22 protein-coding genes, 2 tRNA genes and 1 pseudogene are annotated in these 26,463 nt (G+C 70.0%); 19 read left to right on the top strand and 6 right to left on the bottom strand.

What is annotated here, in order from left to right:
- Nucleotides 1–48: 48 nt before the first annotated feature.
- Entirely contained in the window at nucleotides 49–1,518 is a 1,470-nt protein-coding gene (locus tag AC5WS8_RS06090; RefSeq protein ID WP_496102236.1) for an amino acid permease, read from the bottom strand.
- A 255-nt stretch (nucleotides 1,519–1,773) separates the two neighbouring features.
- Between AC5WS8_RS06090 and AC5WS8_RS06085 the strand changes: the two genes are divergently transcribed.
- Both AC5WS8_RS06085 and AC5WS8_RS06080 read left to right on the top strand, forming a co-directional pair.
- Nucleotides 1,774–2,259 carry a ribose-5-phosphate isomerase gene (locus AC5WS8_RS06085; protein WP_496102235.1) on the top strand — a complete coding sequence of 162 codons (486 nt, stop codon included), beginning with the start codon at nucleotides 1,774–1,776 and terminating at the stop codon, nucleotides 2,257–2,259.
- Between the two features lie 79 nt (nucleotides 2,260–2,338).
- On the top strand, nucleotides 2,339–3,148 hold the full coding sequence (locus AC5WS8_RS06080) for an Fpg/Nei family DNA glycosylase (protein WP_496102234.1): 810 nt from the start codon (nucleotides 2,339–2,341) through the stop codon (nucleotides 3,146–3,148).
- Here the strand turns inward: AC5WS8_RS06080 and AC5WS8_RS06075 are convergent.
- Nucleotides 3,148–3,456: pseudogene (locus AC5WS8_RS06075) on the bottom strand (sterol carrier protein domain-containing protein); the annotation flags it as partial. The gene AC5WS8_RS06080 and the pseudogene AC5WS8_RS06075 sit on opposite strands and share 1 nt — an antisense overlap.
- Nucleotides 3,457–3,744: 288 nt before the next feature.
- On the opposite strand from AC5WS8_RS06075, the gene AC5WS8_RS06070 reads away from it, so the two are divergent.
- Both AC5WS8_RS06070 and AC5WS8_RS06065 read left to right on the top strand, forming a co-directional pair.
- Nucleotides 3,745–4,923 carry a SpoIIE family protein phosphatase gene (locus AC5WS8_RS06070; protein WP_496102233.1) on the top strand — a complete coding sequence of 393 codons (1,179 nt, stop codon included), beginning with the start codon at nucleotides 3,745–3,747 and terminating at the stop codon, nucleotides 4,921–4,923.
- A gap of 29 nt (nucleotides 4,924–4,952) precedes the next feature.
- Nucleotides 4,953–5,405, top strand: a complete 453-nt coding sequence (locus AC5WS8_RS06065) for an HD domain-containing protein (protein ID WP_496102232.1) — start codon at nucleotides 4,953–4,955, stop codon at nucleotides 5,403–5,405.
- A gap of 147 nt (nucleotides 5,406–5,552) precedes the next feature.
- Here AC5WS8_RS06065 and AC5WS8_RS06060 read toward each other — a convergent pair whose 3' ends face one another.
- Entirely contained in the window at nucleotides 5,553–5,975 is a 423-nt protein-coding gene (locus AC5WS8_RS06060; RefSeq protein WP_496102231.1) for a hypothetical protein, read from the bottom strand.
- A gap of 449 nt (nucleotides 5,976–6,424) precedes the next feature.
- Here AC5WS8_RS06060 and AC5WS8_RS06055 point away from each other — a divergent pair, with 449 nt between their 5' ends.
- Nucleotides 6,425–6,619: a hypothetical protein gene (locus tag AC5WS8_RS06055; protein ID WP_496102230.1), complete on the top strand. Its 195-nt coding sequence runs from the start codon at nucleotides 6,425–6,427 to the stop codon at nucleotides 6,617–6,619.
- Between the two features lie 119 nt (nucleotides 6,620–6,738).
- Here AC5WS8_RS06055 and AC5WS8_RS06050 read toward each other — a convergent pair whose 3' ends face one another.
- Together AC5WS8_RS06050 and AC5WS8_RS06045 are read right to left on the bottom strand one after the other, a co-directional pair.
- Entirely contained in the window at nucleotides 6,739–7,479 is a 741-nt protein-coding gene (locus AC5WS8_RS06050; RefSeq protein WP_496102229.1) for an SDR family NAD(P)-dependent oxidoreductase, read from the bottom strand.
- A 194-nt stretch (nucleotides 7,480–7,673) separates the two neighbouring features.
- Nucleotides 7,674–7,744 (bottom strand) — tRNA-Gly (locus AC5WS8_RS06045).
- 152 nt (nucleotides 7,745–7,896) lie between these two features.
- On the opposite strand from AC5WS8_RS06045, the gene AC5WS8_RS06040 reads away from it, so the two are divergent.
- The 5 genes from AC5WS8_RS06040 (at nucleotide 7,897) to clpX (ending at nucleotide 13,148) form a co-directional block, all read left to right on the top strand.
- A tRNA-Pro gene (locus tag AC5WS8_RS06040) sits at nucleotides 7,897–7,973 on the top strand.
- A 208-nt stretch (nucleotides 7,974–8,181) separates the two neighbouring features.
- The gene (gene tig, locus AC5WS8_RS06035; RefSeq protein ID WP_496102228.1) at nucleotides 8,182–9,570 is read left to right on the top strand and encodes a trigger factor; all 1,389 of its coding nucleotides are present in this window, start codon (nucleotides 8,182–8,184) and stop codon (nucleotides 9,568–9,570) included.
- A 471-nt stretch (nucleotides 9,571–10,041) separates the two neighbouring features.
- Nucleotides 10,042–10,653: an ATP-dependent Clp protease proteolytic subunit gene (locus AC5WS8_RS06030; RefSeq protein WP_200417786.1), complete on the top strand. Its 612-nt coding sequence runs from the start codon at nucleotides 10,042–10,044 to the stop codon at nucleotides 10,651–10,653.
- A 335-nt stretch (nucleotides 10,654–10,988) separates the two neighbouring features.
- Nucleotides 10,989–11,669 carry an ATP-dependent Clp protease proteolytic subunit gene (locus tag AC5WS8_RS06025; RefSeq protein WP_496102227.1) on the top strand — a complete coding sequence of 227 codons (681 nt, stop codon included), beginning with the start codon at nucleotides 10,989–10,991 and terminating at the stop codon, nucleotides 11,667–11,669.
- Nucleotides 11,670–11,861: 192 nt separating this feature from the next.
- A complete protein-coding gene (gene clpX / locus AC5WS8_RS06020; protein ID WP_496102226.1) occupies nucleotides 11,862–13,148 on the top strand; it encodes an ATP-dependent Clp protease ATP-binding subunit ClpX in 1,287 nt (428 codons plus the stop codon).
- Nucleotides 13,149–13,222: 74 nt separating this feature from the next.
- Here clpX and AC5WS8_RS06015 read toward each other — a convergent pair whose 3' ends face one another.
- A complete protein-coding gene (locus AC5WS8_RS06015) occupies nucleotides 13,223–14,281 on the bottom strand; it encodes a hypothetical protein (RefSeq protein ID WP_496102225.1) in 1,059 nt (352 codons plus the stop codon).
- Between the two features lie 138 nt (nucleotides 14,282–14,419).
- On the opposite strand from AC5WS8_RS06015, the gene AC5WS8_RS06010 reads away from it, so the two are divergent.
- The 9 genes from AC5WS8_RS06010 to rodA all read left to right on the top strand — a co-directional run bounded on the left by AC5WS8_RS06010 (nucleotide 14,420) and on the right by rodA (nucleotide 26,345).
- Nucleotides 14,420–17,044: a valine--tRNA ligase gene (locus tag AC5WS8_RS06010; protein WP_496102224.1), complete on the top strand. Its 2,625-nt coding sequence runs from the start codon at nucleotides 14,420–14,422 to the stop codon at nucleotides 17,042–17,044.
- A 208-nt stretch (nucleotides 17,045–17,252) separates the two neighbouring features.
- Nucleotides 17,253–18,761, top strand: coding sequence for a bifunctional tetrahydrofolate synthase/dihydrofolate synthase (folC, locus tag AC5WS8_RS06005; RefSeq protein WP_496102223.1), 1,509 nt, complete (start codon nucleotides 17,253–17,255; stop codon nucleotides 18,759–18,761).
- A gap of 6 nt (nucleotides 18,762–18,767) precedes the next feature.
- On the top strand, nucleotides 18,768–19,118 hold the full coding sequence (locus AC5WS8_RS06000) for a DUF4233 domain-containing protein (protein WP_496102222.1): 351 nt from the start codon (nucleotides 18,768–18,770) through the stop codon (nucleotides 19,116–19,118).
- Nucleotides 19,119–19,279: 161 nt separating this feature from the next.
- Entirely contained in the window at nucleotides 19,280–19,693 is a 414-nt protein-coding gene (ndk, locus tag AC5WS8_RS05995) for a nucleoside-diphosphate kinase (RefSeq protein ID WP_496102221.1), read from the top strand.
- 342 nt (nucleotides 19,694–20,035) lie between these two features.
- Complete coding sequence (locus AC5WS8_RS05990) at nucleotides 20,036–21,055, top strand: rod shape-determining protein (protein ID WP_234515679.1); 1,020 nt, start codon at nucleotides 20,036–20,038, stop codon at nucleotides 21,053–21,055.
- Between the two features lie 155 nt (nucleotides 21,056–21,210).
- A complete protein-coding gene (gene mreC, locus AC5WS8_RS05985; protein ID WP_496102220.1) occupies nucleotides 21,211–22,149 on the top strand; it encodes a rod shape-determining protein MreC in 939 nt (312 codons plus the stop codon).
- Between the two features lie 10 nt (nucleotides 22,150–22,159).
- On the top strand, nucleotides 22,160–22,828 hold the full coding sequence (gene mreD / locus AC5WS8_RS05980; protein ID WP_496102219.1) for a rod shape-determining protein MreD: 669 nt from the start codon (nucleotides 22,160–22,162) through the stop codon (nucleotides 22,826–22,828).
- Nucleotides 22,829–22,896: 68 nt separating this feature from the next.
- A complete protein-coding gene (gene mrdA, locus AC5WS8_RS05975) occupies nucleotides 22,897–25,149 on the top strand; it encodes a penicillin-binding protein 2 (protein ID WP_496102218.1) in 2,253 nt (750 codons plus the stop codon).
- Nucleotides 25,146–26,345: a rod shape-determining protein RodA gene (gene rodA / locus AC5WS8_RS05970; RefSeq protein ID WP_496102217.1), complete on the top strand. Its 1,200-nt coding sequence runs from the start codon at nucleotides 25,146–25,148 to the stop codon at nucleotides 26,343–26,345. The genes mrdA and rodA overlap by 4 nt, the downstream gene beginning before the upstream one ends.
- Nucleotides 26,346–26,463 lie beyond the last annotated feature (118 nt).

Below are 26,463 nucleotides of genomic sequence, written 5' to 3'. Positions count from 1 at the left end.
CCTGACAGGTTCCGTCAGGTCATGCGGCCATGTCCGTGCGCGGCCGGATCAGCCGATGGAGACCTTGTCGGCCGGTGCCTCGGTGGCCGCGGCCGCGCGGTTGCCCCCGATCCGCTCCTTCACCACGGCGATCACCAGCACCACCGCCGCGACGAGCAGCGACAGCAGCACCGTCTCGCGTCCGTCGTGCTCCGTGTCGGTCAGCATGTAACCGAGGACGAACACGATCAGCGCGGCCGTCGCCCAGGTCAGGTACGGGTACAGCCACATCCTCACGACCAGCTTCTCCGGTGCCTCCCGCTGGATGATCTTCCGCATCCGCAGCTGGGAGAAGCAGATCACCAGCCAGACGAACAGGGCGACCGCACCGCTGGAGTTGACCAGGAAGAGGAAGACCGAGTCCGGGAACTTGTAGTTGAAGAAGACGGCCACGAAGCCGAACACGACCGACGCCACGATCGCAGCCATCGGCACGCCCCGGGACGTGGTCCGCGCGAACGCCTTCGGCGCGTCGCCCCGCGCGCCCAGCGAGAAGGCCATACGGGAGGCGGTGTAGAGGCCGGAGTTCAGACAGGACAGCACCGACGTCAGCACGATGACGTTCATGATCTGGCCGGCGTGCGCGATGCCGAGCGAGTCCAGGGCGGCGACGTAGGAGCCCTTGTCCTTGATCGACGGGTCGTTCCACGGCAGCAGCGAGACGACCACGAGGATCGAGCCCAGGTAGAAGACGGCGATGCGCCAGATGATGCTGTTCGTCGACTTGGTGACCGCCCGCTGCGGGTCCTCCGACTCACCGGCCGCCAGCGTGGCGATCTCGCTGCCCATGAAGGAGAACACGACCAGCAGCACCCCGGTGAGGATGGCGCCGGGGCCGTGCGGCAGGAAACCGCCGTGGTCGGTCAGGTTGCCGAAGCTCGCCTTGTCGGCGTGCGCGCCCGGCAGCACGCCGAAGACGGCGAGCAGACCGATGACGATGAACACGCCGATCGCCACGACCTTGATTCCGGCGAACCAGAACTCGAACTCACCGTAGGAGCCGACGGAGACCAGGTTGGTCGCGGTCAGCACGATCATGACGATGAGCGCCCAGCCCCACTGCGGCACGGCCGGGACCCACCCGGAGAGGATCTTGGCGCCCGCGGTGGCCTCCACGGCGAGGACGACCACCCAGAAGAACCAGTACAGCCAGCCGATCGAGAATCCGGCCCAGCGGCCGAGCGCCCGGTCCGCGTGCGCGGAGAAGGAGCCCGAGGTGGGGTTCGCGGCGGACATCTCGCCCAGCATCCGCATCACCAGCACCACGAGCGTGCCGACGAGGGCGTACGAGAGCAGGATGCCGGGGCCGGCGGTGGCGATGCCGGAGCTGGAACCGACGAACAGGCCGGCGCCGATGACACCGCCGATGGCGATCATCGACAGATGACGGTTCTTGAGTCCGGCCTGAAGGCCGCCGCCGGGTTCTCCGGGGCGGCCGGATGCGTTTCCGGCCTGGGTGGGGGTCGGCTGCGAAGTCATAAGCGGTGATTCCTTTGCGCCGGGTGTACGAGAAACAGGAGGGGACACACGTACGGACGGACACCTACTGCCCCGTACCAGGGGACGTACGAACGGTGTACGAGCCGGTCCAGTGAATCGGAGGCGAACAAAATCGGGAACCTTTGAATCCCGATTGTTACTTGAGGTTTTCTTGAGGTTCTATGGTGTGGCTCACATCTTTCCCGGCTGTCACCCCGCGAGGCCGGCCCGCGACGGACGTGACACACTCGGACCATGCGCGTGTACCTCGGCTCCGACCATGCCGGTTTCGAACTGAAGAACCACCTCGTCGAGTGGCTCAAGGCCGCCGGCCACGAGCCCGTCGACTGCGGGCCCCACATCTACGACGCCCAGGACGACTACCCGCCGTTCTGCCTCCGCGCCGCGGAGCGGACGGCCGCGGACACGGACTCCCTCGGCATCGTGATCGGCGGCTCCGGCAACGGCGAGCAGATCGCCGCGAACAAGGTGAAGGGCGTGCGGGCCGCCCTCGCCTGGAGCGAGGAGACGGCCTCCCTCGGCCGGCAGCACAACAACGCGAACGTCGTCGCCGTGGGTGCCCGGATGCACACGGGGGAGGAGGCGACGAAGTTCGTCGAGACGTTCCTGAAGACCCCGTTCTCGGGTGACGAGCGCCATGTGCGGCGCATCGACATGCTCTCCTCGTACGAGACCACGGGAGAGCTGCCGGCGATCCCGCCGCACCACCCGCAGGACTGAGAACCGGCAGTCAGGGTCGGGGCAGGGGGCGGTGTGCCCCCTGCCGGCGCCCCGGTGTTGTGAAAGGTCGTAAGAAGCCGTGCCAGAGGGGCACACCATCCACCGGCTGGCCCGGGACTACGCGGCCCGGTTCGCCGGCGGCGCCGTCACCGTCACCAGCCCCCAGGGCAAGTTCGCCGATGCCGCCGCCCTCCTCGACGGGGCCGAGCTGCGCACCGCCGACGCCCACGGCAAGCACCTCTTCCTCGGCTTCCGCGGCGCCGACTGGGTCCATGTCCACCTCGGCCTCTTCGGCAAGGTCACCTTCGGCGACGCCCCCGCGCCCCCGCCCGCGGACACGGTCCGCCTGCGCCTGGTGAACCCCATCGCGTACGTCGACCTGCGCGGCCCGACCACCTGCGCCCTGGTCACCGACGAGGAGAAGGCCGCCGTCCACGGCCGTCTCGGACCGGACCCGCTGCGCGCCGACGCCGATCCCGAGGTCGCCCACCGGCGCGTCCGTCGCAGCCGCACGAGCATCGCCGCCCTGCTCATGGACCAGAAGGTCATCGCGGGAGTCGGCAACGTCTACCGCGCCGAGGTCCTCTTCCGGCACGGCATCGACCCCTACCGGCCCGGCAGGGACATCACGGCCGCCGAGTGGGACGTGATCTGGACCGACCTCGTCGCCCTGATGCGCGAGGGGGTCCGCGCCAACCGGATCGACACGGTGCGGCCCGAACACACCCCCGAGGCCATGGGCCGCCCGCCCCGGGTCGACGACCACGGCGGCGAGGTGTACGTGTACCGCAGGGCCGGCCTGCCCTGTCACCTCTGCGGAGGCGGGATCCGCACCGCCTCCCTCGCCGCCCGCAACCTGTTCTGGTGCCCCGGCTGCCAGCGGTCGTAGAGCCACGCCGCCCCCAACTCCCGGACCGGCGACGCGGGATCGGCCGGGTCCGCCGTCCGCGCGCAGGAGGCGCCCTTCGCGTCGCCCGTCGGTCGCCACCGCCCCTCGTTCCACGGACAGAAGGCCCCCTCGACCTCGAACACCACATCCACCGGCGTCCGGTACGTCCGGGCCTCGAGGGCCGCGCCGACATCGACGGGACGCAGGTGGAGAACGTCCCGCAGCCGCGGCTTGCAGCGCCGGACGTCGGACACCAGGTGCCGCCGGGCGCCGTCGGCCGGCCGCGCCCGCACGACCGGCGCCGTCGTCGGGATCGGTCGAATCAGGTGAGTCCGCGGTCCGACGCACGCTCTTCGGGTGTCGGGTCCGTGCCGCCGAAGCCCGGACCGGGGCGTCGTACCAGGTGTCCGATTCGTCCTGCCGCGGCACCCGCATGTCCGTCGTCATATGCCATGCCTATCAGGGCAATACGGGACGAGCGAGGGAATTTCTCCCCCGTTGCAGGGCGCCGTTCCCTGTGAAGTTCAGCGCTCGGACGGGGGACAAGTGGGACCTCCCCTGCCAAGGGGCTGGTCCGATGGATAGGGTCCCGAGCAATGGCAGCAGGACGAGAGCGGCGCGCGGAAGCCGAGACGTTCACCGCCCGGTTGAGGAAACAGTGGCACCGGGCCCGCACCGGCGTGCGCCGATCCGCCGTGGACTACTTCCGCGGGGACGGCTCGGACTGGGTGGCGCTGGCCGGCCTGCTCCTGACGATCCCGCTGATCGCGGCGGTCACCCTGGCCGATCCGATCTGGTGCTCACCGGCCGTCCTCGTCCTCCCCATCGTCGCCGGCGGACTGCTGCTGCGCCCCTCCAGCCTGCTCGGCCTGTACGCCGCCGCGGCGACCGCGCTGATCGTCGAGTCCGTCAAACTCGGCCCCTACACGGAGGGGGCGTCCCGTGTCACCCCGGGCATCGTGCTCGTGGTCGCGGCCTGCGGCTTCTTCGGGCTGCTGATCGCCCAGTTCCGCAGCCGGGTCGGGGTGCCGTGGCGGCGCGGCGGCACCATGCTCTTCGACCTGCGCGAACGCATCCGGGTCCAGAGCAAGCTGCCGAAGCTGCCGCTGGGCTGGCACCGCGAGATGGCGCTCAGACCGGCCGGCGGCCAGTCCTTCTCCGGTGACTTCGTGGTGGCGGCCCGCACCAACGGGGGCCGCACACTGGAGGTCGTCCTCACCGACGTCTCCGGCAAGGGCATGGACGCCGGTTCGCGCGCCCTGCTGCTGTCCGGGGCGTTCGGCGGACTGCTGGGATCGCTCCCGCCGCATGCGTTCCTGCCCGCGGCGAACGGCTACCTCCTCCGCCAGGACTGGGACGAGGGTTTCGCCACCTCCATCCATCTGGTGCTGGACCTGGAGTCGGGCGACTACGAACTCTATTCCGCCGGGCACCCGCCGGGCCTGCAGCTGAGCGCGGGCAGCGGCCGGTGGGAGGAGAAGGCGGCCGAGGGACCGCTCCTCGGTGTGTACGAAGGCGCCCAGTTCGACTCCGTGAAGGGCACGCTGCGCCCCGGCGACGTGCTGATGCTCTTCACGGACGGCCTGGTGGAGACGTCCGACCGCGACATCGTGGAGGGCATGGACCGCCTCATGGGCGAGGCCGACCGCTATGTCTCCGGCGGCTTCCGCGGCGCGGCCTGGCACCTCATCGAGGCGGTCGCGAGGGACGTCAACGACGACCGGGCGCTGCTGCTGATCTGCCGGGAGGGACCGACGGCGCAGGCGATGCGCTGAGGACCCGCGACACCAGGGGGAGCCCGTCCATGCCGCTCATGACGCTGACCGAGGTCGAGGCCGTCGCCCGCGCCGCGCACTGCGCGCAGCGGGACAAGGCCGGACGGCCCTACGCGGAGCACCTCGCCGCCGTCGCCGAGGGCGTGCGCGCCCGTGGCGGGGGAGAGGAACTCGTGGCCGCCGCCTGGCTGCACGACTCCGTGGAGGACGGCGTCCTCAGTGAGGAGTGGCTCGACAACGCCCCGTTGTCCCCGACGACGAAGGCCGTCGTGCGGGCCGTCACCAAGCGGCCCGGCGAGGACCCCGAGGCGTACGCGCGGCGCATTCTCGCCACCCCCGGCGCCCGCCTGGTGAAGGCCGCCGACCTCGCCCACAACGCGGATCCCCGGCGGCTCGCCGTCCTCGACGCCCCCACCGCCGAGCGGCTCACCCGCAAGTACGCCGCCATGCGGGAGTACCTCGGTCTCACCGCCGCCGGCTGAGGGCCGTCGGCAGGACCGGTGCCTCGACCCGTTCGTGCCCCCGCCTCGCTCCTGAACGTCCGGTTCGTCTCCGGCTCCTCACCAACCGGAAAGCCCTGCGCACCGGTTCCGTGCACAGCAAGGTCACGACAACCCCCGCCGGCACCGTCACGAACGCCTCACCCGGCGGCCGGTGAGCCACCCCGCGTCGTACCGGCCACGGTGATCCGCCGCCTTCACGAGGAAACCGTGCAGCAGGTAGCCGGACAACGTGCCCGCGCCCAGCGAGGTGAACCACAGGGGCCGGCGCGGCACCCAGGAGAAGAGGCAGGCGCTGAGCACCGGCGAGCAGCCCGGCAGCGCCGGCAGCAGCACCGCGCCGCACCACCACGGCGCGCCCAACTCCTGTGCGCTGTCGCGGTGGTGGAACCAGGCCGGGTTCATCCGCGGCACCTCCCACCACGCGACGGCGGGCGCCCCGTCCGCGACGGGCACCGACAGCTTCCGGATCGGAGCCGTCAGCCGCCGGACGAACAGCGCACACGGGAACCAGGTCAGGTCCGGGGGTCGAGCAGAGGCGGCGTGGAACATCTGAGGCGCCCCGGCGTCGCCTTTGATTTCGTAAGACCCGCCGGGTGGACGGGCTTTACGTCGGAGCACATCTCCGATTCTGCCGACTCGCCTCCCGTACGCGGAAGTTATGTCCCTGTTCGTCCCGGTCAAAGGGTGCGTAACGCCTCGCCATCCGCTCTGCTGAAAAGCCGGTTCCGAATACCTGCGAATAACCTGAGCGCGTGGTGTGCGGGCGGGGAAACGAGCGGTGTGGATTTCCTGTACGGATACTGCGGGATTTCCTTGCCGCACCGCCGGGTCGACCATGGTGTCCCGCTCCCGGCCGTGACGAGTTGCCGCCAAGGAGGTCGACGATGCTTCAGCAGCCGCATAGGGCGGGCCGGTTGGTGGCACGATGGTTCTGGCGGGGTGTGCGGCGGACGGCGCCCCGGGCCGGGAGAGCGGACCGACCGAGGGTGTGATCAGTTGTGGCGATTTCGCTGTCAGTGGTGCTGCTGTTGGCGATCATCCTGGTGGTGATGATCCGAGGGGGCTCGATGAAGGCCGGACCGGCGATCGTGGCGATCCTCTTCGGCTTCTTCCTCGCCTCGACCGGCATGGCCCCGTCCATCAACCGCTTTCTGAACTCGATAGCGGACACGATCAACTCGATCCGCTTCTGAGCCGGACGGCACCCTCCCGGGCCCGCGTCGCCCCGCGTCGCCCCGCGTCGCCCCCGGGGCCGACGCGGCGGGTCCGGGGACCGGACGGCACGCCAGAGGCGCGGTGTCGGGAGGGCTTCTCACGTCAGGTTCAGCCCACCGTCGAGCACGATCACCTCGCCGGTGAGATAGGTGCTGGCGATCACCGACGCCACCAGGTCGGCCACGTCGGCGGGCCGGGCCGGACGGTGCATGGGCGCGCGCTCCCGCCAGAGCTGGTGCGCCTGCGCCCAGTCCTTCGTCATCGGCGTGTCCACCAGCCCCGGCGCCACCGCGTTGACCCGCACCTCGGGCCCGAGCGCGGCCGCGAGCAGCCGCGTCACGTGGTTCAGCGCGGCCTTGCTCGCCGCGTACGGCACCGATGAACCCTTGGGGCGCACCCCGGCGTGGCTGGTGATGTTCACGATGCTGCCGCCCGCGGGGGAGCTGCGCAGCGCCGGAAGTGCCGCCGTGCACAGCACCCACGGCGCGACCAGGTTGACCTCCAGCAGCTGCCGCCAGTCCGCCGGCGTCGCCGCGGCCAGGTCGTCGTGCGGGATCGGCCGGCTGATGCCCGCGTTGTTCACCAGCACGTCCAGCCGCCCATACCGGCCGAGCGCCGCCTCGACCAGTCCCCTGGTCTCCTCCTCCACCGCCAGATCCGCCCGCACGTACGTCCCGCCGAGCTCCGCCGCCAGCGCCTCCCCGGCCCGCACGCTGCGCCGCGAGTGCACGACGACCCGCATCCCGTCCGCCGCCAGTCTCCGCGCGACGGCCTCCCCGATCCCCGATGTGGACCCGCTGACCAGGGCGACGGGCCGATCCGCTTGTTCAGTCCCCATGCTCGCGGATCCTGCCACGGCTCTGGGGCGCGTCGGCCACGCGGTCGGCGGAACGGCTGCGCGGAAGACGGCTGTGCACGAAAGGAGAATGCGAGCCGAAGGGACGCGCGGGGGACACGCCGGACCGACCGGACCCCGCAAGTGATCAGGGCCAGGTCGGAGGAAGATCCTCCGACCTGGCCCTGAGCCATCGGAGCGGGCGACGGGAATCGAACCCGCGTAGCTAGTTTGGAAGACTAGGGCTCTACCATTGAGCTACGCCCGCAACATGACGCGCCGCAGGTCACCGACCGCGGCACAGAAGGCATCGTAGCGGGTCGTCCGCCTCGTAGGCCAACGCGTTGGTCCGCGCGCACACCAGTGCACAAAGCGGCGGACGGAGCCGGTTCGGGCATGTACCCTACGTGTCGCACCAGACGGGGTGTGGCGCAGCTTGGTAGCGCGTCCGCTTTGGGAGCGGAAGGCCGTGGGTTCAAATCCCGCCACCCCGACCACCGGCCCGGTACGACCCGGCGCCGACTCGCGTGATCGCCTTTGGGGGCGCTCCATGCCTGCGGTTACTATGCAAGCTGCGCGCCCGTGTGTCTGCACTGCCATGTCTCTCAGGCAGGGGCCCGCGAATCCGCCGAAGGCATGCCCGCCCCCTCCGGGTGGCGCAGGCCCGGCAGAACCCCAAGAAGTCAGCCACAAGGAGACCGAACCGTGAAGAGCGCCGTGGAGACCCTGAACCCGACCCGGGTTCGGCTCACTGTTGAGGTGCCCTTCGAGGAGCTCAAGGACAGCCTCGACGCGGCGTACAAGAAGATCAACCAGCAGGTCACGGTGAAGGGCTTCCGCAAGGGCAAGATCCCTGCCCGCGTCATCGACCAGCGGTTCGGCCGTGGCGCCGTGCTGGAGGAGGCCGTCAACGACGCGCTTCCCAAGCTCTACACCGAGGCGGTCAACGAGGCCGAGCTCAACCCGCTGGGCCAGCCCGAGGTCGACATCACCGAGCTGAAGGACAACGAGCTGCTGTCCTTCACCGCCGAGGTCGACGTCCGCCCGACCATCGAGATCCCGGACTACTCCGGCATCGAGGTCGAGGTCGACGCCGTCGAGGTCACCGACGAGGACGTGGAGAAGTCGGTCCAGCAGCTGCGCGACCGCTTCGCGTCCACGACCCCGGTCGAGCGCGCGGCCGAGGACGGCGACGTGGTGACGATCGACCTGGAGGCGAAGGTCGACGGCGAGGTGCTGGAGGACGGCGTCGCCAAGGACGTCTCCTACACGATCGGCTCCGGTGAGCTGCTGGAGGGTATCGACGACGCCGTGAAGGGCCTGTCGGCCGACGAGGAGGCCACCTTCACCTCCGAGCTGAAGGGCGGCTCGGCGGCCGGCAAGGAGGCCGAGGTGACCGTCAAGGTCACCCAGGTCGCCGCCCGGGAACTGCCCGAGCTGGACGACGAGTTCGCTCAGCTCGCGTCCGAGTTCGACACGCTGGAGGAGCTGAAGGCGGACAGCCGCAAGCGCCTCGAGAACATGAAGCAGTACGACCAGGCCACGCAGGCCCAGGAGCGGGTCCTGGACAAGCTGCTCGAGCTGGTCGAGGTCCCGGTCCCCGAGAAGCTCCTCGAGGACGAGATCAACACCCGCAAGCACAACCTCGAGCACCACCAGCTCGGCCAGATGGGTCTGACCCTCGACCGGTACCTGGAGATCCAGGGCAAGACCGCCGAGGAGTTCGAGACCGAGACGCGCGAGGCCGCGATCAAGGGCATCAAGACGCAGTTCGTCCTGGACGAGTTGGTCAACAAGGAGAAGCTCAACGTCAACCAGGAGGAGCTCACCGAGCACCTCATGCGGCGCGCGGCCTCCTCCGGCATGTCCCCCGACCAGTTCGCCCAGGCGGTCGTCGAGGGCGGCCAGGTCCCGATGCTGGTCGGCGAGGTCGCCCGCGGCAAGGCCCTGGCGCTGGTCGTCGAGGCCGCGACGGTCAAGGACACCAACGGCGAGATCGTCGACCTGGACGACGAGGAGGAGGCGGAGGAGGCTGAGGCCACCGCGGACGCCTCCGCCGAGGCCGAGGCCACCGAGGAGAAGCCGGAGGCGTAACCTCCACCGGCACGGCAGCACACGGGCCCCGGGACGCACAGCGCGCCCCGGGGCCCGTTTTGCCGTGCGGAGCAGGTCGGCCGAGGGCGGGGGAGCCCGGCAGGGACGCGGGGGAGCCGGGCGACCAGCCACCCACGGCCCGCACCGACGCGACGACAACACCCCCCACGGCGACAATGGACTCGGGTCCCGGGGCGGAGTCCCGCGACGGCCGCGGGGACGCCGGGTCGCGCGCGACCGTGCCCCGGCACCGCCCTCGGCCGACCCGAGCGGAGCGCATGCGCTCACAGCGAACAGTCCCCTGTGCGGGATTCCCCGACGGGACCCGCGCGTTAGGGTCCATGAATACGAGGGCAGGGGAGTCCCCGAAGCCGCCCCTCAGGGGGCAAGGAGGGGTCCCACGCCCCAGCAGGACACGTGAGACGGCCCCGTGCCGTCGTAAGACGAGCAGGTGGATACGTGACGAATCTGATGCCCTCCGCCGCCGGCGAGCCTTCCATCGGTGGCGGCCTCGGCGACCAGGTCTACAACCGGCTGCTCAACGAGCGGATCATCTTCCTCGGCCAGCCGGTGGACGACGACATCGCCAACAAGATCACCGCACAGCTGCTGCTCCTTGCCTCCGATCCGGACAAGGACATTTACCTGTACATCAACAGCCCGGGCGGTTCGATCACGGCCGGCATGGCGATCTACGACACCATGCAGTACATCAAGAACGACGTGGTGACGATCGCCATGGGCATGGCGGCCTCCATGGGGCAGTTCCTGCTCAGCGCGGGCACCCCGGGCAAGCGCTTCGCCCTGCCCAACGCCGAGATCCTGATCCACCAGCCCTCGGCCGGTCTCGCCGGCTCGGCGTCCGACATCAAGATCCACGCCGAGCGGCTGCTGCACACCAAGAAGCGCATGGCCGAGCTGACCGCCTTCCACACCGGCCAGTCGGTCGAGCAGATCACCCGGGACTCGGACCGCGACCGCTGGTTCGACGCCCAGGAGGCCAAGGAGTACGGCCTGATCGACGAGGTCATCACCACCGCTGTCGGCATGCCGGGCGGCGGAGGCACCGGGGCGGGCTCGTAAGGGCTCACCGGGCTCGCTCGAGGCTCGACGGCCGCCCAGGCGGACCGTGAGGCTCCGGCGAGGCCCCCACGGCCTGTGCAGCCGGGCAGCCGGCCCGGCCGGCCCTTCGGATCGGCCGAGCCCGACCCGGCCGGCCTGCCCGGGCCCCCGCGAGGGCTCACGGTCCCGGCACGGCCCCCGGGGTTCCCACGGCCCGGCCGCCGTCCACGCAGCCGCAGGCCGGTCCCAGGGCCCGGCGGCGGCCGCAGCGGCCGCACAGGACCCACAAGGACCCGAACAGCCCCCAGCGCCCCTTCAGCCCCCAGCCACCGCCCCAGCCCCCTTCAGGAGACACCGTGAACGACTTCCCCGGCAGCGGCCTCTACGACCGTGCGCGCGCCGAGTACACCGGCCCGACGGCCGAGTCCCGCTACGTCATCCCGCGCTTCGTCGAGCGCACCTCGCAGGGCATCCGCGAGTACGACCCGTACGCGAAGCTCTTCGAGGAGCGCGTGATCTTCCTCGGCGTCCAGATCGACGACGCCTCCGCCAACGACGTCATGGCGCAGTTGCTGTGCCTGGAGTCGATGGACCCCGACCGTGACATCTCGGTCTACATCAACAGCCCCGGCGGCTCCTTCACCGCGCTCACGGCCATCTACGACACGATGCAGTTCGTGAAGCCGGACATCCAGACGGTCTGCATGGGCCAGGCCGCCTCCGCCGCCGCGGTGCTGCTGGCCGCGGGCACCCCCGGCAAGCGCATGGCGCTGCCGAACGCCCGGGTGCTGATCCACCAGCCCTACAGCGAGACCGGCCGCGGCCAGGTCTCCGACCTGGAGATCGCCGCCAACGAGATCCTCCGGATGCGGACCCAGCTGGAGGAGATGCTGGCCAAGCACTCCACCCAGCCGATCGAGAAGATCCGCGAGGACATCGAGCGCGACAAGATCCTCACGGCCGAGGACGCGCTGCAGTACGGCCTGATCGACCAGATCATCTCGACCCGGAAGATGAACAACACCACGGTCCGCTGACGCGAATCCACGTGATTCGTCACCGGACCTGTATCGTCTGCCGCCCCTTGACACGGTTTGCCCCGGCCCACGTCGAAGCGAACCGTGCCAAGGGGGGCCCGAACGGGGGGCCCGGCAAGGTACCGTCGGACATAAGGCAGCACCAGGAGCCGCTGGACGTAAGGCGTCTCCCAGGCGAAGGGGAAGCACACCGTGGCACGCATCGGTGACGGCGGCGATCTGCTCAAGTGCTCGTTCTGCGGCAAGAGCCAGAAGCAGGTCAAGAAGCTCATCGCAGGCCCCGGTGTGTACATCTGCGACGAGTGCATCGATCTCTGCAACGAGATCATCGAGGAGGAGCTCGCCGAGACGAGCGAGGTGCGCTGGGAGGAGCTCCCGAAGCCCCGCGAGATCTACGAGTTCCTCGAGGGCTACGTGGTCGGCCAGGAGGCGGCCAAGAAGGCCCTGTCCGTCGCGGTGTACAACCACTACAAGCGGGTCCAGGCCGGTGAGAACGGCGGCGCCCAAGGCCGCGACGACGCCATCGAGTTGGCCAAGTCGAACATCCTGCTGCTGGGCCCCACGGGCTCCGGCAAGACGCTGCTCGCCCAGACCCTGGCCCGCATGCTCAACGTCCCGTTCGCCATCGCCGACGCCACGGCGCTGACCGAGGCGGGCTACGTCGGCGAGGACGTCGAGAACATCCTGCTGAAGCTCATCCAGGCGGCCGACTACGACGTCAAGAAGGCCGAGACCGGGATCATCTACATCGACGAGATCGACAAGGTGGCTCGCAAGAGCGAGAACCCGTCGATCACCCGGGACGTGAGCGGCGAGGGCGTCCAGCAGGCCCTGCTGAAGATCCTGGAGGGCACGACGGCCTCGGTCCCGCCGCAGGGCGGCCGCAAGCACCCGCACCAGGAGTTCATCCAGATCGACACGACGAACGTGCTGTTCATCGTGGGCGGCGCGTTCGCGGGCCTGGAGAAGATCATCGAGTCACGGGCCGGCGCCAAGGGCATCGGCTTCGGCGCGACGATCCGCTCGAAGCGCGAACTGGAGTCGAAGGACCAGTTCGAGGACGTCATGCCGGAGGACCTGGTGAAGTTCGGGATGATCCCCGAGTTCATCGGCCGTCTCCCGGTCATCACCTCGGTCCACAACCTCGACCGCAAGGCGCTCCTGCAGATCCTCGTCGAACCGCGTAACGCGCTGGTGAAGCAGTACCAACGCCTCTTCGAACTCGACGGTGTGGAACTGGACTTCGAGCGCGAGGCCCTGGAAGCGATCGCGGACCAGGCGATCCTGCGCCAGACGGGTGCCCGCGGTCTGCGCGCCATCATGGAGGAGGTCCTCCAGGCGGTGATGTACGAGGTCCCGTCCCGCAAGGACGTGGCCCGCGTCGTCATCACGGCCGACGTGGTGCTCCGCAACGTCAACCCGACCCTGATCCCGCGGGACGCCCGCGGCCGGGGGCCGGGGGAGCAGAAGACGGCGTAGCCGCCACCCCGTGCACACGGCGAAGGCGCCCCGGTCGACAGGCCGGGGCGCCTTCACTGTTGTGGCGTACGGCGTCAGGCCTTGACGCGCACGTCGTTGCGGAGCCTGGCGGCGAGGTCGGCGACGGTGTCGACGGAACTGCCGCCGGTGGCGAAGGCGGCGAGATCGACGGAGACCACGTCGACGACGGTGCTGTGGTCGCCCCAGATGCAGACCGGCATCTTCACGGTCTTCGCCGCGCCGGCCGCCGCCGAGGCGGAGGAGTCGCTGTTGTCGACCTCGACGACCTGGCACTTCATGATGCCGTTGGAGAAGCCCGAGGGTGACACGGTCTGCGGGCTGCCGATCAGCTTGCCCTTGTCGCTGCCGGTGTCCTTCTCCGACTCCGTCTTCATCTTGGCGAACATGGCGTCCACGACGGCCTCGGGGTCCGCGACGGTGCCGTAGACCCCGCCGAAGGAAATCGACTTCATGGTCAGCCCCGTGCCGTTCTGGTAGGCGGCGCTGACGTCCTTGGCGTTCTTCACGCCCCACTTCTCGAAGTCCGCGAGGTCGGAGTCGCTCATGGAGTTCGAACCGCCGGTGTCCGACTTCTTGTACGTCCCGCTGATCACCGTCGCCGGTGTCACGAGCTTGTGGGCGCCGTCGTCGGCGACCGAGCCGGACCCGCCGCCGCTGCCCCCGCCGATCACGAAGTACGCCGCCACGGCGACCGCCGCCACCGCCGCCACCGCGCCGATGACGATCCCCGTCTTCTTCTTCCCGCCCTCCGGGAGCGGCGGCTGGGGGACGGGGTACGGCTGCCGGCCGTAGGGGGCCTGGCCGTACGGCGGCTGCGGCTGCTGCGGCGGGTAGGGGTTCTGCTGGGGCGGGGCGCTCTGCGGGTTCTGCTGGGGGTGGCCGTAGCCGTAGCCGGGCGCGGGCGCGGGCGGGGTCTGCTGGGGGTGGCCGTAGCCGGGCGCGGGCGGGGTCTGCTGGGGGTAGCCGTAGCCGGGCTGGGGCTGGGGTGCCTGCGGCGGCGGGCCGTAGGGGCCCGGCCGGCCGTACGGCCCCGGCTGCCCCTGCCCCGGCTGACCGTACGGTCCGGGCTGCTGGGACTGCCCGCCGTACGGGCCCGGCTGGTTGTGGCTCATGTTCTGGGTTCCCCTCCAGACGCTCCTGTGGTTCTGACATCCTGGCGCAAGCCGGGGAACGCCGTGTCGCCGGGAGGCTTGCCGTTACGAAAGAATCGCGTTTCGGGACGAGGCCGTAACACCTCTAAACTGACCCCCGTGACCGAGAACGCTCAGCAGCAGCCAACAGCGCCCCACACCGAACTGCCGACCCAGTACGCGCCGGCCGACGTAGAGGGGCCGCTGTACGAGCGCTGGGTGGAGCGCGGTTACTTCGAGGCAGACGAGAAGAGCGACAAGCCGCCGTACACCATCGTCATCCCGCCTCCGAACGTCACCGGCTCCCTCCACCTCGGGCACGCCTTCGAGCACACCCTCATCGACGCCCTCACCCGCCGCAAGCGCATGCAGGGCTACGAGACGCTGTGGCAGCCCGGCATGGACCACGCCGGCATCGCCACGCAGAACGTCGTCGAGCGCGAGCTGGCCAAGGAGGGCAAGTCCCGCCACGACCTGGGCCGGGAAGCCTTCGTCGAGCGGGTCTGGCAGTGGAAGGCCGAGTCCGGCGGTCAGATCTCCGGCCAGATGCGCCGCCTCGGTGACGGCGTCGCCTGGTCGCGTGAGCGCTTCACCATGGACGAGGGCCTCTCGCAGGCCGTCCAGACCATCTTCAAGCGGCTCTACGACGACGAGCTCATCTACCGTGCCGAGCGCATCATCAACTGGTGCCCGCGCTGCCTGACCGCCATCTCGGACATCGAGGTGGAGTACCAGGACGACGACGGCGAGCTGGTCTCGATGAAGTACGGGGACGGGGACGACACCGTCGTCGTCGCCACCACCCGTGCCGAGACGATGCTCGGTGACACCGCCGTCGCCGTCCACCCCGACGACGAGCGCTACAAGCACCTGGTCGGCAAGCTCGTCAAGCTGCCGCTCACGGACCGCTCCATCCCGGTCGTCGCCGACGAGCACGTCGACCCCGAGTTCGGCACCGGCGCCGTCAAGGTCACCCCGGCCCACGACCCGAACGACTTCGAGATCGGCCGGCGTCACGGCCTGCCCGCCATCACCGTGATGGACGAGCACGCCGTCATCACCGCGCACGGCCCCTTCCAGGGCCTGGACCGCTTCGAGGCCCGCTCGGCGATCGTCGCCGCCCTGCGCGCCGAGGGCCGGATCGTCGCCGAGAAGCGCCCCTACGTCCACTCCGTCGGCCACTGCTCGCGCTGCAAGACCACCATCGAGCCGCGCCTGTCCATGCAGTGGTGGGTCAAGGTCGGCCCGCTGGCGAAGGCCGCCGGTGACGCCGTCCGCGACGGACGCGTCAAGATCCATCCGCAGGAGATGGAGAAGCGGTACTTCGACTGGGTCGACAACCTCCACGACTGGTGCATCTCGCGCCAGTTGTGGTGGGGCCACCGGATCCCCGTCTGGTACGGCCCGGACGGCGAGGCCGTGTGCGTGGGCCCCGACGAGGAGCCGCCGAGCGGTGAGGGCTGGCGTCAGGACACCGACGTCCTCGACACCTGGTTCTCCTCCGGCCTGTGGCCCTTCTCCACGCTGGGCTGGCCCGAGCAGACCGAGAGCCTCGCGAAGTTCTACCCGAACTCCGTCCTGGTCACCGGCTACGACATCCTCTTCTTCTGGGTCGCCCGGATGATGATGTTCGGGCTGTACGCGATGGACGGCACCCCGCCGTTCCACACCATCGCCCTGCACGGCATGGTCCGCGACCAGTTCGGCAAGAAGATGTCGAAGTCCTTCGGCAACGCGGTCAACCCGCTGGACTGGATGGACAAGTACGGCTCCGACGCGCTCCGGTTCACGCTGGCGCGCGGCGCCAACCCCGGTGTCGACGTGCCGATTGGCGAGGACTGGGTCCAGGGGTCCCGCAACTTCGCCAACAAGATCTGGAACGCGACCCGCTTCGCGCTGATGAACGGCGCCACGGTCGAGGGCCCGCTGCCCTCGCCCGAGCGGATGTCGGCCACCGACCGCTGGATCCTGTCCCGGCTGAACTCGGTCGTCGCGGAGGTCGACGCCTTCTACGACGACTACCAGTTCGCCAAGGTCAGCGACGCCCTCTTCCACTTCGCGTGGGACGAGGTCTTCGACTGGTACGTCGAGCTGTCCAAGACGACGTTCCAGGCGGGCGGTGGGGCGGCCGAGGTCAGCAAGCGCGTCCTGGGCGAGGTCCTCGACGTCACGCTGAAGCTGCTGCACCCGGTCGTCCCCTTCGTCACCGAGACGCTGTGGACCACCCTCACCGGCGGTGAGTCCGTCGTCATCGCCGACTGGCCGACGGACAGTGGCTTCCGGGACGCGGCGGCCGAGAAGGAGATCGAGACCCTCCAGTCGGTGATCACCGAGGTCCGCCGCTTCCGCGCCGACCAGGGCCTGCAGCCGGGCCAGCGGGTCCCGGCCCGACTGACCCTGGACGGCACGGCGCTGGCCCCGCACGAGGCCGCCATCCGCCAGCTGCTGCGCCTGCAGCCGGAGGGCGAGGGCTTCACGGCGACGGCGACCCTGCCGGTCGGGGGGGCCACGGTGGCGCTGGACCTGTCCGGCACCATCGACGTGGCCGCCGAGCGGAAGCGCCTCGCCAAGGACCTGGCCGCCGCCGAGAAGGAGAAGGCCCAGTCCACGGCGAAGCTGGGGAACGAGGCGTTCCTGGCGAAGGCGCCGGAGCCGGTGGTGGAGAAGATCCGTACGCGGCTGGCCAAGGCCGAGGAGGACATCGCGCGGATCCAGGCCCAGCTGGAGCGGTTGCCGTCGGCGTAGCCGGTGGGCAGAGCCGCGGGCAGTCGTGCCTTCCCCAGAGCCTTGACGGCCGTGACGGCCTGCGGACCCCGAGGGCAGCAGGGGTGGGCGCGGCGGCACCCGCCGGCGCGGGCAGGGGAGAACCGCCCGGCCACCCAGGGCCCCCGGAACCTCCAGGCTCCGGGGGCCTTGGCGTACGGCTGTCACTGCTCCTCCGTAGACTGGCCCCGTGAGTGACCTGCCCCCGCGTGACCCCAACGAGAGCGATCCCTTCGAGCAGATCGTCGAGGCCGAGACCGGCCGCGATCCCGATCTGGCGGTGATCGAGGCCGGCAGCCGTACCCTGCGCACGCAGGGCGGCCCGCCGCAGGCCGACGTGCCCGCGCGGCCCGAGGACCCCGAGGTCGACAAGGCGCTGCGTGAGGTCGAGGCCGAGCTGGCGACCCGCTGGGGCGAGACCAAGCTGGAGCCGTCCGTCAGCCGCATCTCGGCGCTGATGGACGTGCTGGGGGATCCGCAGCGGTCGTACCCCTCGATCCACATCACGGGGACGAACGGCAAGACCTCCACCGCGCGCATGATCGAGGCCCTCCTCGGCGCCTTCGAGCTGCGCACCGGCCGGTACACCAGCCCGCACGTCCAGTCGATCACCGAGCGCATCAGCCTGGACGGCGCCCCGATCCGGGCCGAGCGGTTCGTCGAGACGTACCACGACATCAAGCCGTACATCGAGATGGTCGACGCCTCGCAGGAGTACCGGCTGTCCTTCTTCGAGGTGCTCACGGGCATGGCGTACGCCGCGTTCGCGGACGCGCCGGTCGACGTCGCGGTCGTCGAGGTCGGCATGGGCGGCAGCTGGGACGCCACCAACGTCATCGACGGGGACGTCGCCGTCGTCACGCCCATCGACCTGGACCACACCGACCGGCTCGGCTCCACGCCCGGCGAGATCGCGGGGGAGAAGGCCGGGATCATCAAGGCCGACTCCACCGTCATCCTCGCCCAGCAGCCGGTCGACGCGGCCCAGGTGCTGCTGAAGAAGGCCGTGGAGGTGGACGCGACCGTGGCCCGCGAGGGCCTGGAGTTCGGGGTCGTCTCGCGGCAGGTGGCGGTCGGCGGGCAGCTCCTCACGCTGCGCGGCCTCGGCGGTGAGTACGGCGAGGTGTACCTGCCGCTGCACGGCGCCTACCAGGCCCACAACGCCGCCGTGGCGCTGGCCGCGGTCGAGGCGTTCTTCGGGGTCGGTTCCCAGCGTCCCGAGCCGCTGGACGCCGACACGGTCCGCAAGGCCTTCGCGTCGGTGTCGTCCCCGGGCCGCCTGGAGATCGTACGGCGCTCTCCGACGGTCGTCCTGGACGCCGCCCACAACCCGGCCGGCGCCCGGGCCACCGCGGAGGCGGTGAGCGAGGCGTTCGACTTCAGCCGGCTGATCGGGGTCGTCGGGGCGAGCGGCGACAAGAACGTGCGGGGGCTGCTCGAGGCCTTCGAGCCGATCTTCGCCGAGGTCGTCGTCACCCAGAACTCCAGCCACCGCGCGATGGACGCGGACGAGCTGGCCGCGATCGCCGTGGAGGTCTTCGGCGAGGAGCGCGTCCAGGTCGAGCCGAGGCTGCCGGACGCGCTGGAGGCCGCGATCACGCTGGCCGAGGAGGAGGGGGAGTACGCGGGCGCCGGCGTGCTCGTCACCGGTTCCGTCATCACCGTCGGCGAGGCCCGACTGCTGCTGGGGAAGGGCTGACGTCTCGTGCGTACGCTGTGTGCCTCCACCTTGATCGGCGAGTTCTTCGTCATCGGTTTCGCCGGGCTGGTCGCCATGAAGGACCCGGGTCTGTCCACGGGCACGGTGTGGACGGTCTGCGGGATCGCGATGGTGCTGAGCATCCTGCTGTGCGGAGTGATCACCCGGCCGGGCGGGGTCCAGCTGGGCTGGGCGCTGCAGATCGCGCTGATCGCCTCCGGCTTCTTCGTCCCGGCGATGTTCTTCATGGGCGCGGTCTTCGCCGCCCTGTGGTGGGCGTCGGTCCACTACGGGCGCAAGATCGACGAGGCCAAGGCCCGCTTCGCCGCCGGGAGCGGCGGAAACAGCCCGGCCTGATCCGAACGAGAGGCCCTGGTCCACGACAGGCCGAAGCGGCGGTCCGGGAGCGACGGTTCCCGGACGGCCATCCGCACGAGGGCACCTGACGCTGCGTAACGCCCGCCATCACCTGCCCTGTAACCTCTACGCACCGAAAACCTTGGTAAAGGAGCCCTCTCGTGACCTCGCGGACCCTCGTCCTCCTCAAGCCCGACGCCGTTCGTCGCGGGCTGATCGGCGAGATCATCGGCCGTATCGAGCGCAAGGCCGGATGGACCATCAGTGCGCTGGACATGCGCACCCTGGACCAGGACACGCTGGAGCAGCACTACGGCGAGCACAAGGGCAAGCCGTTCTACGAGCCGCTGGTGGAGTTCATGGCCTCCGGCCCGGTCGTGGCGCTCGTCGTCGAGGGTGAGCGGGTCGTCGAGGGCGTGCGCGCGCTCGCCGGCGCGACCGACCCGCTCGCCGCCACCGCGGGCTCCATCCGGGGCGACTTCGGCGTGATCGTCCGTGAGAACCTGATCCACGCCTCCGATTCCGAGGAGTCCGCCGAGCGCGAGCTGAAGATCTTCTTTCCCGGGCGCTTCTGAGCCCAAGAATGATGAACTTCCGAACCCGTCTTGTGGATGATTTCTGAGGGTTTGTCGCGTCACCCGGATGCCGGAACGGCCCCACCGCCCTTCCCGGCCCCAAAAACGCCGCCGACCCTTGGCATATGCGGCGCGTTCGGGGGAACGGCTACCTCCGATCGCCCGTCTCCAGAAGCGAGGCGACGCGTCATCTGCTGACAATGGCGGAGACCCTCGCGCAGTGTTTCGTGCAGGCGAGACTACGATGTAAGCCTTCACGTCACAGCACCCACTTCGCCGCCCCAACGAAAGCTGTCCAACGCTCCACTTGGGAAGGCCAGACGAATCCTGATGGGGAACTCAATGTCGTTCATCGGCCGTGACATGGCTGTCGACCTCGGGACCGCCAACACGCTGGTGTACGTCAGGGGTCGCGGGATCGTACTCAACGAGCCGTCCGTCGTCGCGATCAACACCAACACCGGTGGCATCCTCGCGGTCGGCGCGGAAGCGAAGAAGATGATCGGCCGGACGCCGGGCAACATCGTGGCCGTGCGCCCGCTGAAGGACGGCGTGATCGCCGACTTCGAGATCACCGAGCGGATGCTCCGCTACTTCATCCTGAAGATCCACAAGCGGCGGTATCTGGCTCGTCCCCGGGTCGTCGTCTGTGTGCCGTCGGGCATCACGGGCGTCGAGCGCCGGGCCGTCATCGAGGCGTCCTCCCAGGCCGGCGCCCGCCAGGTGCACATCATCGAGGAGCCCATGGCCGCCGCCATCGGCTCCGGCCTGCCCGTCCACGAGGCCACGGGCAACATGGTGGTGGACATCGGCGGCGGTACCACGGAGGTCGCGGTCATCTCGCTCGGCGGTATCGTCACCGCCCAGTCCATCCGCGTCGCCGGTGACGAACTGGACAACGCGATCATCCAGTACGTCAAGAAGGAGTACTCGCTCCTCCTCGGTGAGCGGACGGCCGAACAGATCAAGATCACGATCGGTTCGGCGTACGACCTCGACGCTGACGAGCACACCGAAATCCGTGGACGGGACCTGGTCTCCGGGCTGCCCAAGACCGTGGTCATCTCGGCGGCCGAGGTCCGCAAGGCCATCGAGGAACCGGTCAACGCGATCGTGGACGCGGTCAAGACGACCCTCGACAAGTGCCCGCCGGAACTGTCCGGCGACGTCATGGACCGCGGGATCGTCCTCACCGGCGGCGGCGCCCTGCTGCGCGGCCTCGACGAGCGGCTGCGCCGGGAGACCGGCATGCCGATCCACATCGCCGAGGATCCGCTGGACAGCGTGGCGCTCGGCTCCGGCAAGTGCGTCGAGGAGTTCGAGGCGCTCCAGCAGGTGCTGGACGCCCAGCCCCGCAGATGACGCGGCGCGCCGACTCCGCCGTACGAGACGATCTGTGCTCGTGCGGCGGATCGTTGATATAGAGGCATGAGCCCCTTGGCGCCCCCGACAGAACCCCCATCCCCAACCTCCCATCCCCCACCTCCCATCCGACGAGGAAGGCACGGCCGCCGCACGTGAGGGACACACGAGAGAGCCGGCTGCTCCTGGTGCTGCTGATCGCCATCGCGTTCGCTCTGATCACGGTGGACATCCGCGGTGGCCAGGACTCCCCGGTCGAAGGTGCCCGCCAGGCCGCCGCCACGGTCTTCGGCCCGATCGAGAACGGGGTGTCGTCCGCCGTCGGCCCCGTCGGCAACGCGATCTCGGCCGTACGCGACTCCGGCAGCCGGCACGACCGCATCGCCCAACTGGAGCGCGACAACGCCGCCTTGAAGGCGAAGCTGGGCAGCGACGACCGCAACCGCAGCCGCCTCAAGCAGCTCGACAAGATGATCCGCGTGGCGGGCGAGGGCCAGTACGGCATCAAGGGCGCGGAGGTCATCGGGATAGGAGCGGCCCAGGGATTCTCCTGGACCGTCACCATCGACGTGGGCGCCAACGACGGCATCAAGCGCGACATGACCGTCCTCAACGGCGACGGGCTGGTCGGCCGTGTCACCACCGTCGGCCCCGACGCCTCGACCGTGCTGCTCGCCAACGACCCGGACTTCACCGTCGGCACCCGAATGGAGGGCAGCGACGAACTCGGTTTCGCCTCCGGGCAGGGCGACCGTCCGCTGCGCGTGCAGCTCCTCAACGCCAAGGCGGACGTGAAGAAGGGCGACCGCCTCGTCACCTTCGGTTCCGAGGCCGACAGGCCGTTCGTGCCGGGCGTCCCGGTCGGGGTCGTCTCCCGGCTCGACCCGTCCGGCGGCGACCTGACCCGCACGATCTACGTGACCCCGTTCGTGTCCTTCACCAAGCTCGATGTCGTCGGCGTGGTCGTCCAGGCGCCGAAGAAGGACCCGCGCGACACCGTCCTGCCCCCGAAGCCCCAACCGACGCCCACGCCGACCGTGACCGTCACCGTCACCCCCTCGGCCTCCGCCGACGGCGGCCAGCAGACGCCCTAGGAGCCGAACGATGCGCCTCAACCGGATGCTGCTCGCCACCCCCCTCGTCCTCGTCGCCCTGGTGATCCAGGTGAGCGTCCTCGCCCGCCTGCACCTGCCCGGCGCCGTCCCGGACCTGGTGCTGCTGACCGTCGTCGGCCTCGCCCTGGTCTACGGCCACGTCGGCGGCTGCCTCGTCGGCTTCGGCGCGGGCCTGCTCTCCGACCTCGCCCCGCCCGCCGACCACGCCGCCGGCCGCTACGCCCTCGTGCTGTGCGTCATCGGCTACCTCGCCGGACTCGCCAAGCCGGAGAACGGCCGCCTGAAGTCCGCCAGCGGCCCCATGGTCGTGGTGGTCGCCGCCGCGATCGGCTCCACCCTGCTGTACGCGGGTGTGGGCGCCCTCGTCGGCGACACCGCCGCCCGTCATGTGGGCCTGCCCAGTCTGCTGCTCACCGCCGCGCTGTACGACCTGCTGCTCGCGCCCTTCGTGGTTCCCGGAATCATGGTCCTGGCCCGCCGTACCGAGAACGACCCGCTCGCCGAGACCAACTCCGCCAAGACGGCCGACGTCTCCTCCGGCTGGCTCTCCTCCGGCACGGGGCTGCGCATCGGCAGCCAGCGCAGCGGCCTGAGGGCCAGAGCCGCCAGGGCCCGGGTGTCCCGAGCGGGACGCATCAAGGGGGTCAAGCGGCTGTGACGAGCGGTGAACCGGCCGTCAGGGCCCTGTCCCATGCCGTGTACGTACGCTGAGAGGGGGCGGCAGCAGTGACCAACATCCCCGAGACCGGGCGGACTCCACGCGTCCAGATCCGGCTCGTCGTCATCCAGATCCTCGTCTTCTCCCTGCTCGGCACCCTTGGCGGCCGCCTGTGGTACCTGCAGATCCGTGAGGGCGCCCAATACCAGAAGGAGGCGTCCGGCAACCACGTCCAGCAGGTCGTCCAGCCCGCCGTGCGCGGCGAGATCCTGGACGCGCGCGGCGTCCCGCTCGCCGACAACGAGACCAAGCTCGTCGTCTCCGCCTCCCGCACCGACCTGCTGAAGATGAAGGACGACGGCAAGGCGGTGCTCACCAAGCTGGCCGGCGTGCTGGGCATGAAGCCCCAGGACGTGATGGACAAGGTCCGGCTGTGCGACGCCAAGACACCGCAGCCCTGCTGGAACGGCTCCCCGTACCAGCCCATCCCCATCACCGACGAGGCCACGCCCCGGCAGGCGATGCAGATCCGCGAGCGCTCCGAGGACTTCCCCGGCATCACCGCCGAGCCCGAGGCCGTGCGGCGCTACCCGAGCCCCGGCGACGCCAACGCCGCGCAGGTGCTCGGGTATCTCTCGCCGGTCACGGACGCGGAGATCCAGCAGGCCAAGACCACCGACTCCCCGTATCTGCGCTCCGACATGGTCGGGCGCTCCGGCCTCGAGCGCCAGTACGACAAGGAGCTGCGTGGCAAGGCCGGCGTCACCCGCTACGAGGTCGACAACCTCGGCCGTGTCATCGGCAAGGCCAGGTCGGACGCCGCCGAACCCGGCTCCAACCTGGTCACCAGCATCGACGCCCGGGTGCAGAGGGTCGCCGAGTACGAGCTGGACCGGGCGATGAAGGTCGCCCGCACCCAGTTCGACAAGATCACCGGCGAGAACTACAAGGCCGACTCCGGCGCCGTCGTCGTGATGGAGGCCAAGACCGGCCGCGTCGTCGCCATGGCGTCCGCCCCCACCTACGACCCGAACGTGTGGGTCGGCGGGATCTCCGCCAAGGACTACAAGAAGCTCACCGGCAAGGACTCCGACTACCCGCTGCTCAACCGGGCCATCCAGGGCCAGTCCCCGCCCGGCTCCACCTTCAAGGTGGTCTCCACGGCCGCCGCGGTGCAGGCCGGCTACGCCTTCGACGGCAACTACCCGTGCACCAGCTCCTACTCGGTCGGCGGCCAGGTCTTCAAGAACTTCGAGGGGGAGAACTTCGGCCCGATCTCCCTCGGCCGCGCCCTGGAGGTCTCCTGCGACACCGTCTTCTACGGCCTCGCGGACAACGAGTGGAAGAAGGACGGCGGGATCAACCCCAGGAAGGGCCAGCCCAAGGACTGGTTCTTCAAGACCGCCCACCAGTTCGGCCTCGGCAAGCCCACCGGCGTCGACCTGCCCAACGAGGTCTCCGGCCGCGTCCCCGACCGCCAGTGGAAGCAGAAGTACTGGGAGGCCAACAAGGACGCCTGGTGCAAGACCGGCAAGAAGGACGGCAGTTACGTCGAGAGGATCGCGTACGAGAACTGCCTCGAGGGCAACAAGATGCGCGAGGGCGACGAGATCAACTACTCGATCGGCCAGGGCGACACCCTCCTGACCCCGATCCAGGAGGCCGTCATGTACTCGGCGATCTCCAACGGCGGCACCCTGTGGGACCCGACCATCGGCAAGGCGATCGTCAGCCCCGACGGCAAGAAGGTCACCGAGATCAAGCCGAAGTCGCACGGCAGGCTGCCGATCGACGCCAAGACCCGGGACGTCATGGAGCAGGCCCTCGCGGGCGTCGTCACCCGCGGTACCGCCGCCTGGAAGTTCGGCGGCTGGCCGCAGGACAAGATTCCGCTGCACGCCAAGACCGGTACCGCCGAGGTCTACGGCAAGCAGACCACGTCGTGGCTGGCCACGTTCTCCAACGACTACGCGGTCGTGATGACGATCTCCCAGGCCGGTACCGGATCCGGCGCCTCCGGTGAGGCCGTCCACAACATCTACAACGCCCTGTACGGCGTCCAGTCCGACGGCTCGATCGACAAGAAGAAGGCTCTCCTGTACACCCCGCAACAGGGCCTGCCCAAGATCCGGCCCGACGGCTCGATCGTCGCCCCGAAGATCGAGAAGTACGACCCCAACGCCGACCAGGCGAGCCCCTCGCCCGGGCAGACGGCGCCCGGCGACAACCCGCCGGCCACCGCGCCGTCGCCGACCGCGAGCAACCGCAACACCCGACGGCGCACGGGCCGCCCCAAGAAGAGGCGGAGGATCCTCACGTGACCGGAGCGAACAACTTCTCCGTCTCCGGGTACGGACCCGAGCGGCCCGGCTGGACGCGCGTCTTCGCCCGCGACGGCCTGGCCCGCCGCCTCGACTGGCCGATACTGCTGTCGGCCCTGACCCTCTCCCTGATCGGCGCGGCCCTCGTCTACTCGGCCACCCGCAACCGCACCGAGATCAACCAGGGCGATCCCTACTACTTCCTGATCCGGCACCTGATGAACACCGGCATCGGGATCGCCCTGATGATCGGCACCATCTGGCTCGGCCACCGGACCCTGCGCACCGCCGTGCCGATCCTGTACGGCATCTCGCTGTTCATGGTGCTGCTGGTGCTCACCCCGCTCGGCGCCACCATCAACGGCAACCGCAACTGGATCGTCTTCGGCGGCGGCTTCTCCCTCCAGCCCTCCGAGTTCGTGAAGATCACGATCACCCTGGGCATGGCGATGCTGCTCGCGGCCCGGGTCGACGCGGGCGACAAGCCCTACCCCGACCACCGGACCGTGGCACAGTCCCTGGGCCTGGCCGCGGTGCCCATGATGATCGTCATGCTGATGCCGGACCTCGGCTCGACGATGGTCATGGTGGTCATCGTGCTGGGCGTACTGCTCGCCTCCGGCGCCTCCAACCGCTGGATCTTCGGCCTGCTCACCGCCGGCGCCGTCGGCGCGATCGCCGTCTGGCAGCTGCACATCCTGGACCAGTACCAGATCAACCGCTTCGCCGCCTTCGCCAACCCCGACCTCGACCCGGCCGGCGTCGGCTACAACACCAACCAGGCGCGCATCGCGATCGGTTCCGGCGGCCTGACCGGCGCGGGACTGTTCCACGGCTCCCAGACCACCGGCCAGTTCGTGCCCGAACAGCAGACCGACTTCGTCTTCACGGTCGCGGGGGAGGAGCTGGGCTTCCTCGGCGCCGGCCTGATCCTCCTCCTGCTCGGCGTCGTCCTGTGGCGGGCCTGCCGGATCGCCCGCGAGACGACCGAGCTGTACGGCACGATCGTCGCCGCCGGCATCATCGCCTGGTTCGCCTTCCAGGCCTTCGAGAACATCGGCATGACCCTCGGCATCATGCCCGTCGCAGGCCTGCCCCTGCCGTTCGTGTCCTACGGCGGCTCCTCGATGTTCGCCGTGTGGATAGCGGTCGGACTGCTGCAGTCGATCCGGGTGGAACGGCCGATGTCGGCCTGAGCCCCCGGCGCCGGGCCGATGCCGTGGTTCCGTTCGGCTGTGCCGCGCGGGTCGGTCGGCTGTGCCGCGCGGGTCGGTCGGGGTGACCGTCCCCGAGGGCTCCGCCCCCGGGCCCCCG

Source organism: Streptomyces sp. PTL18, from assembly GCF_059510295.1.
This window is presented reverse-complemented; position numbering and strand designations above follow the sequence as displayed.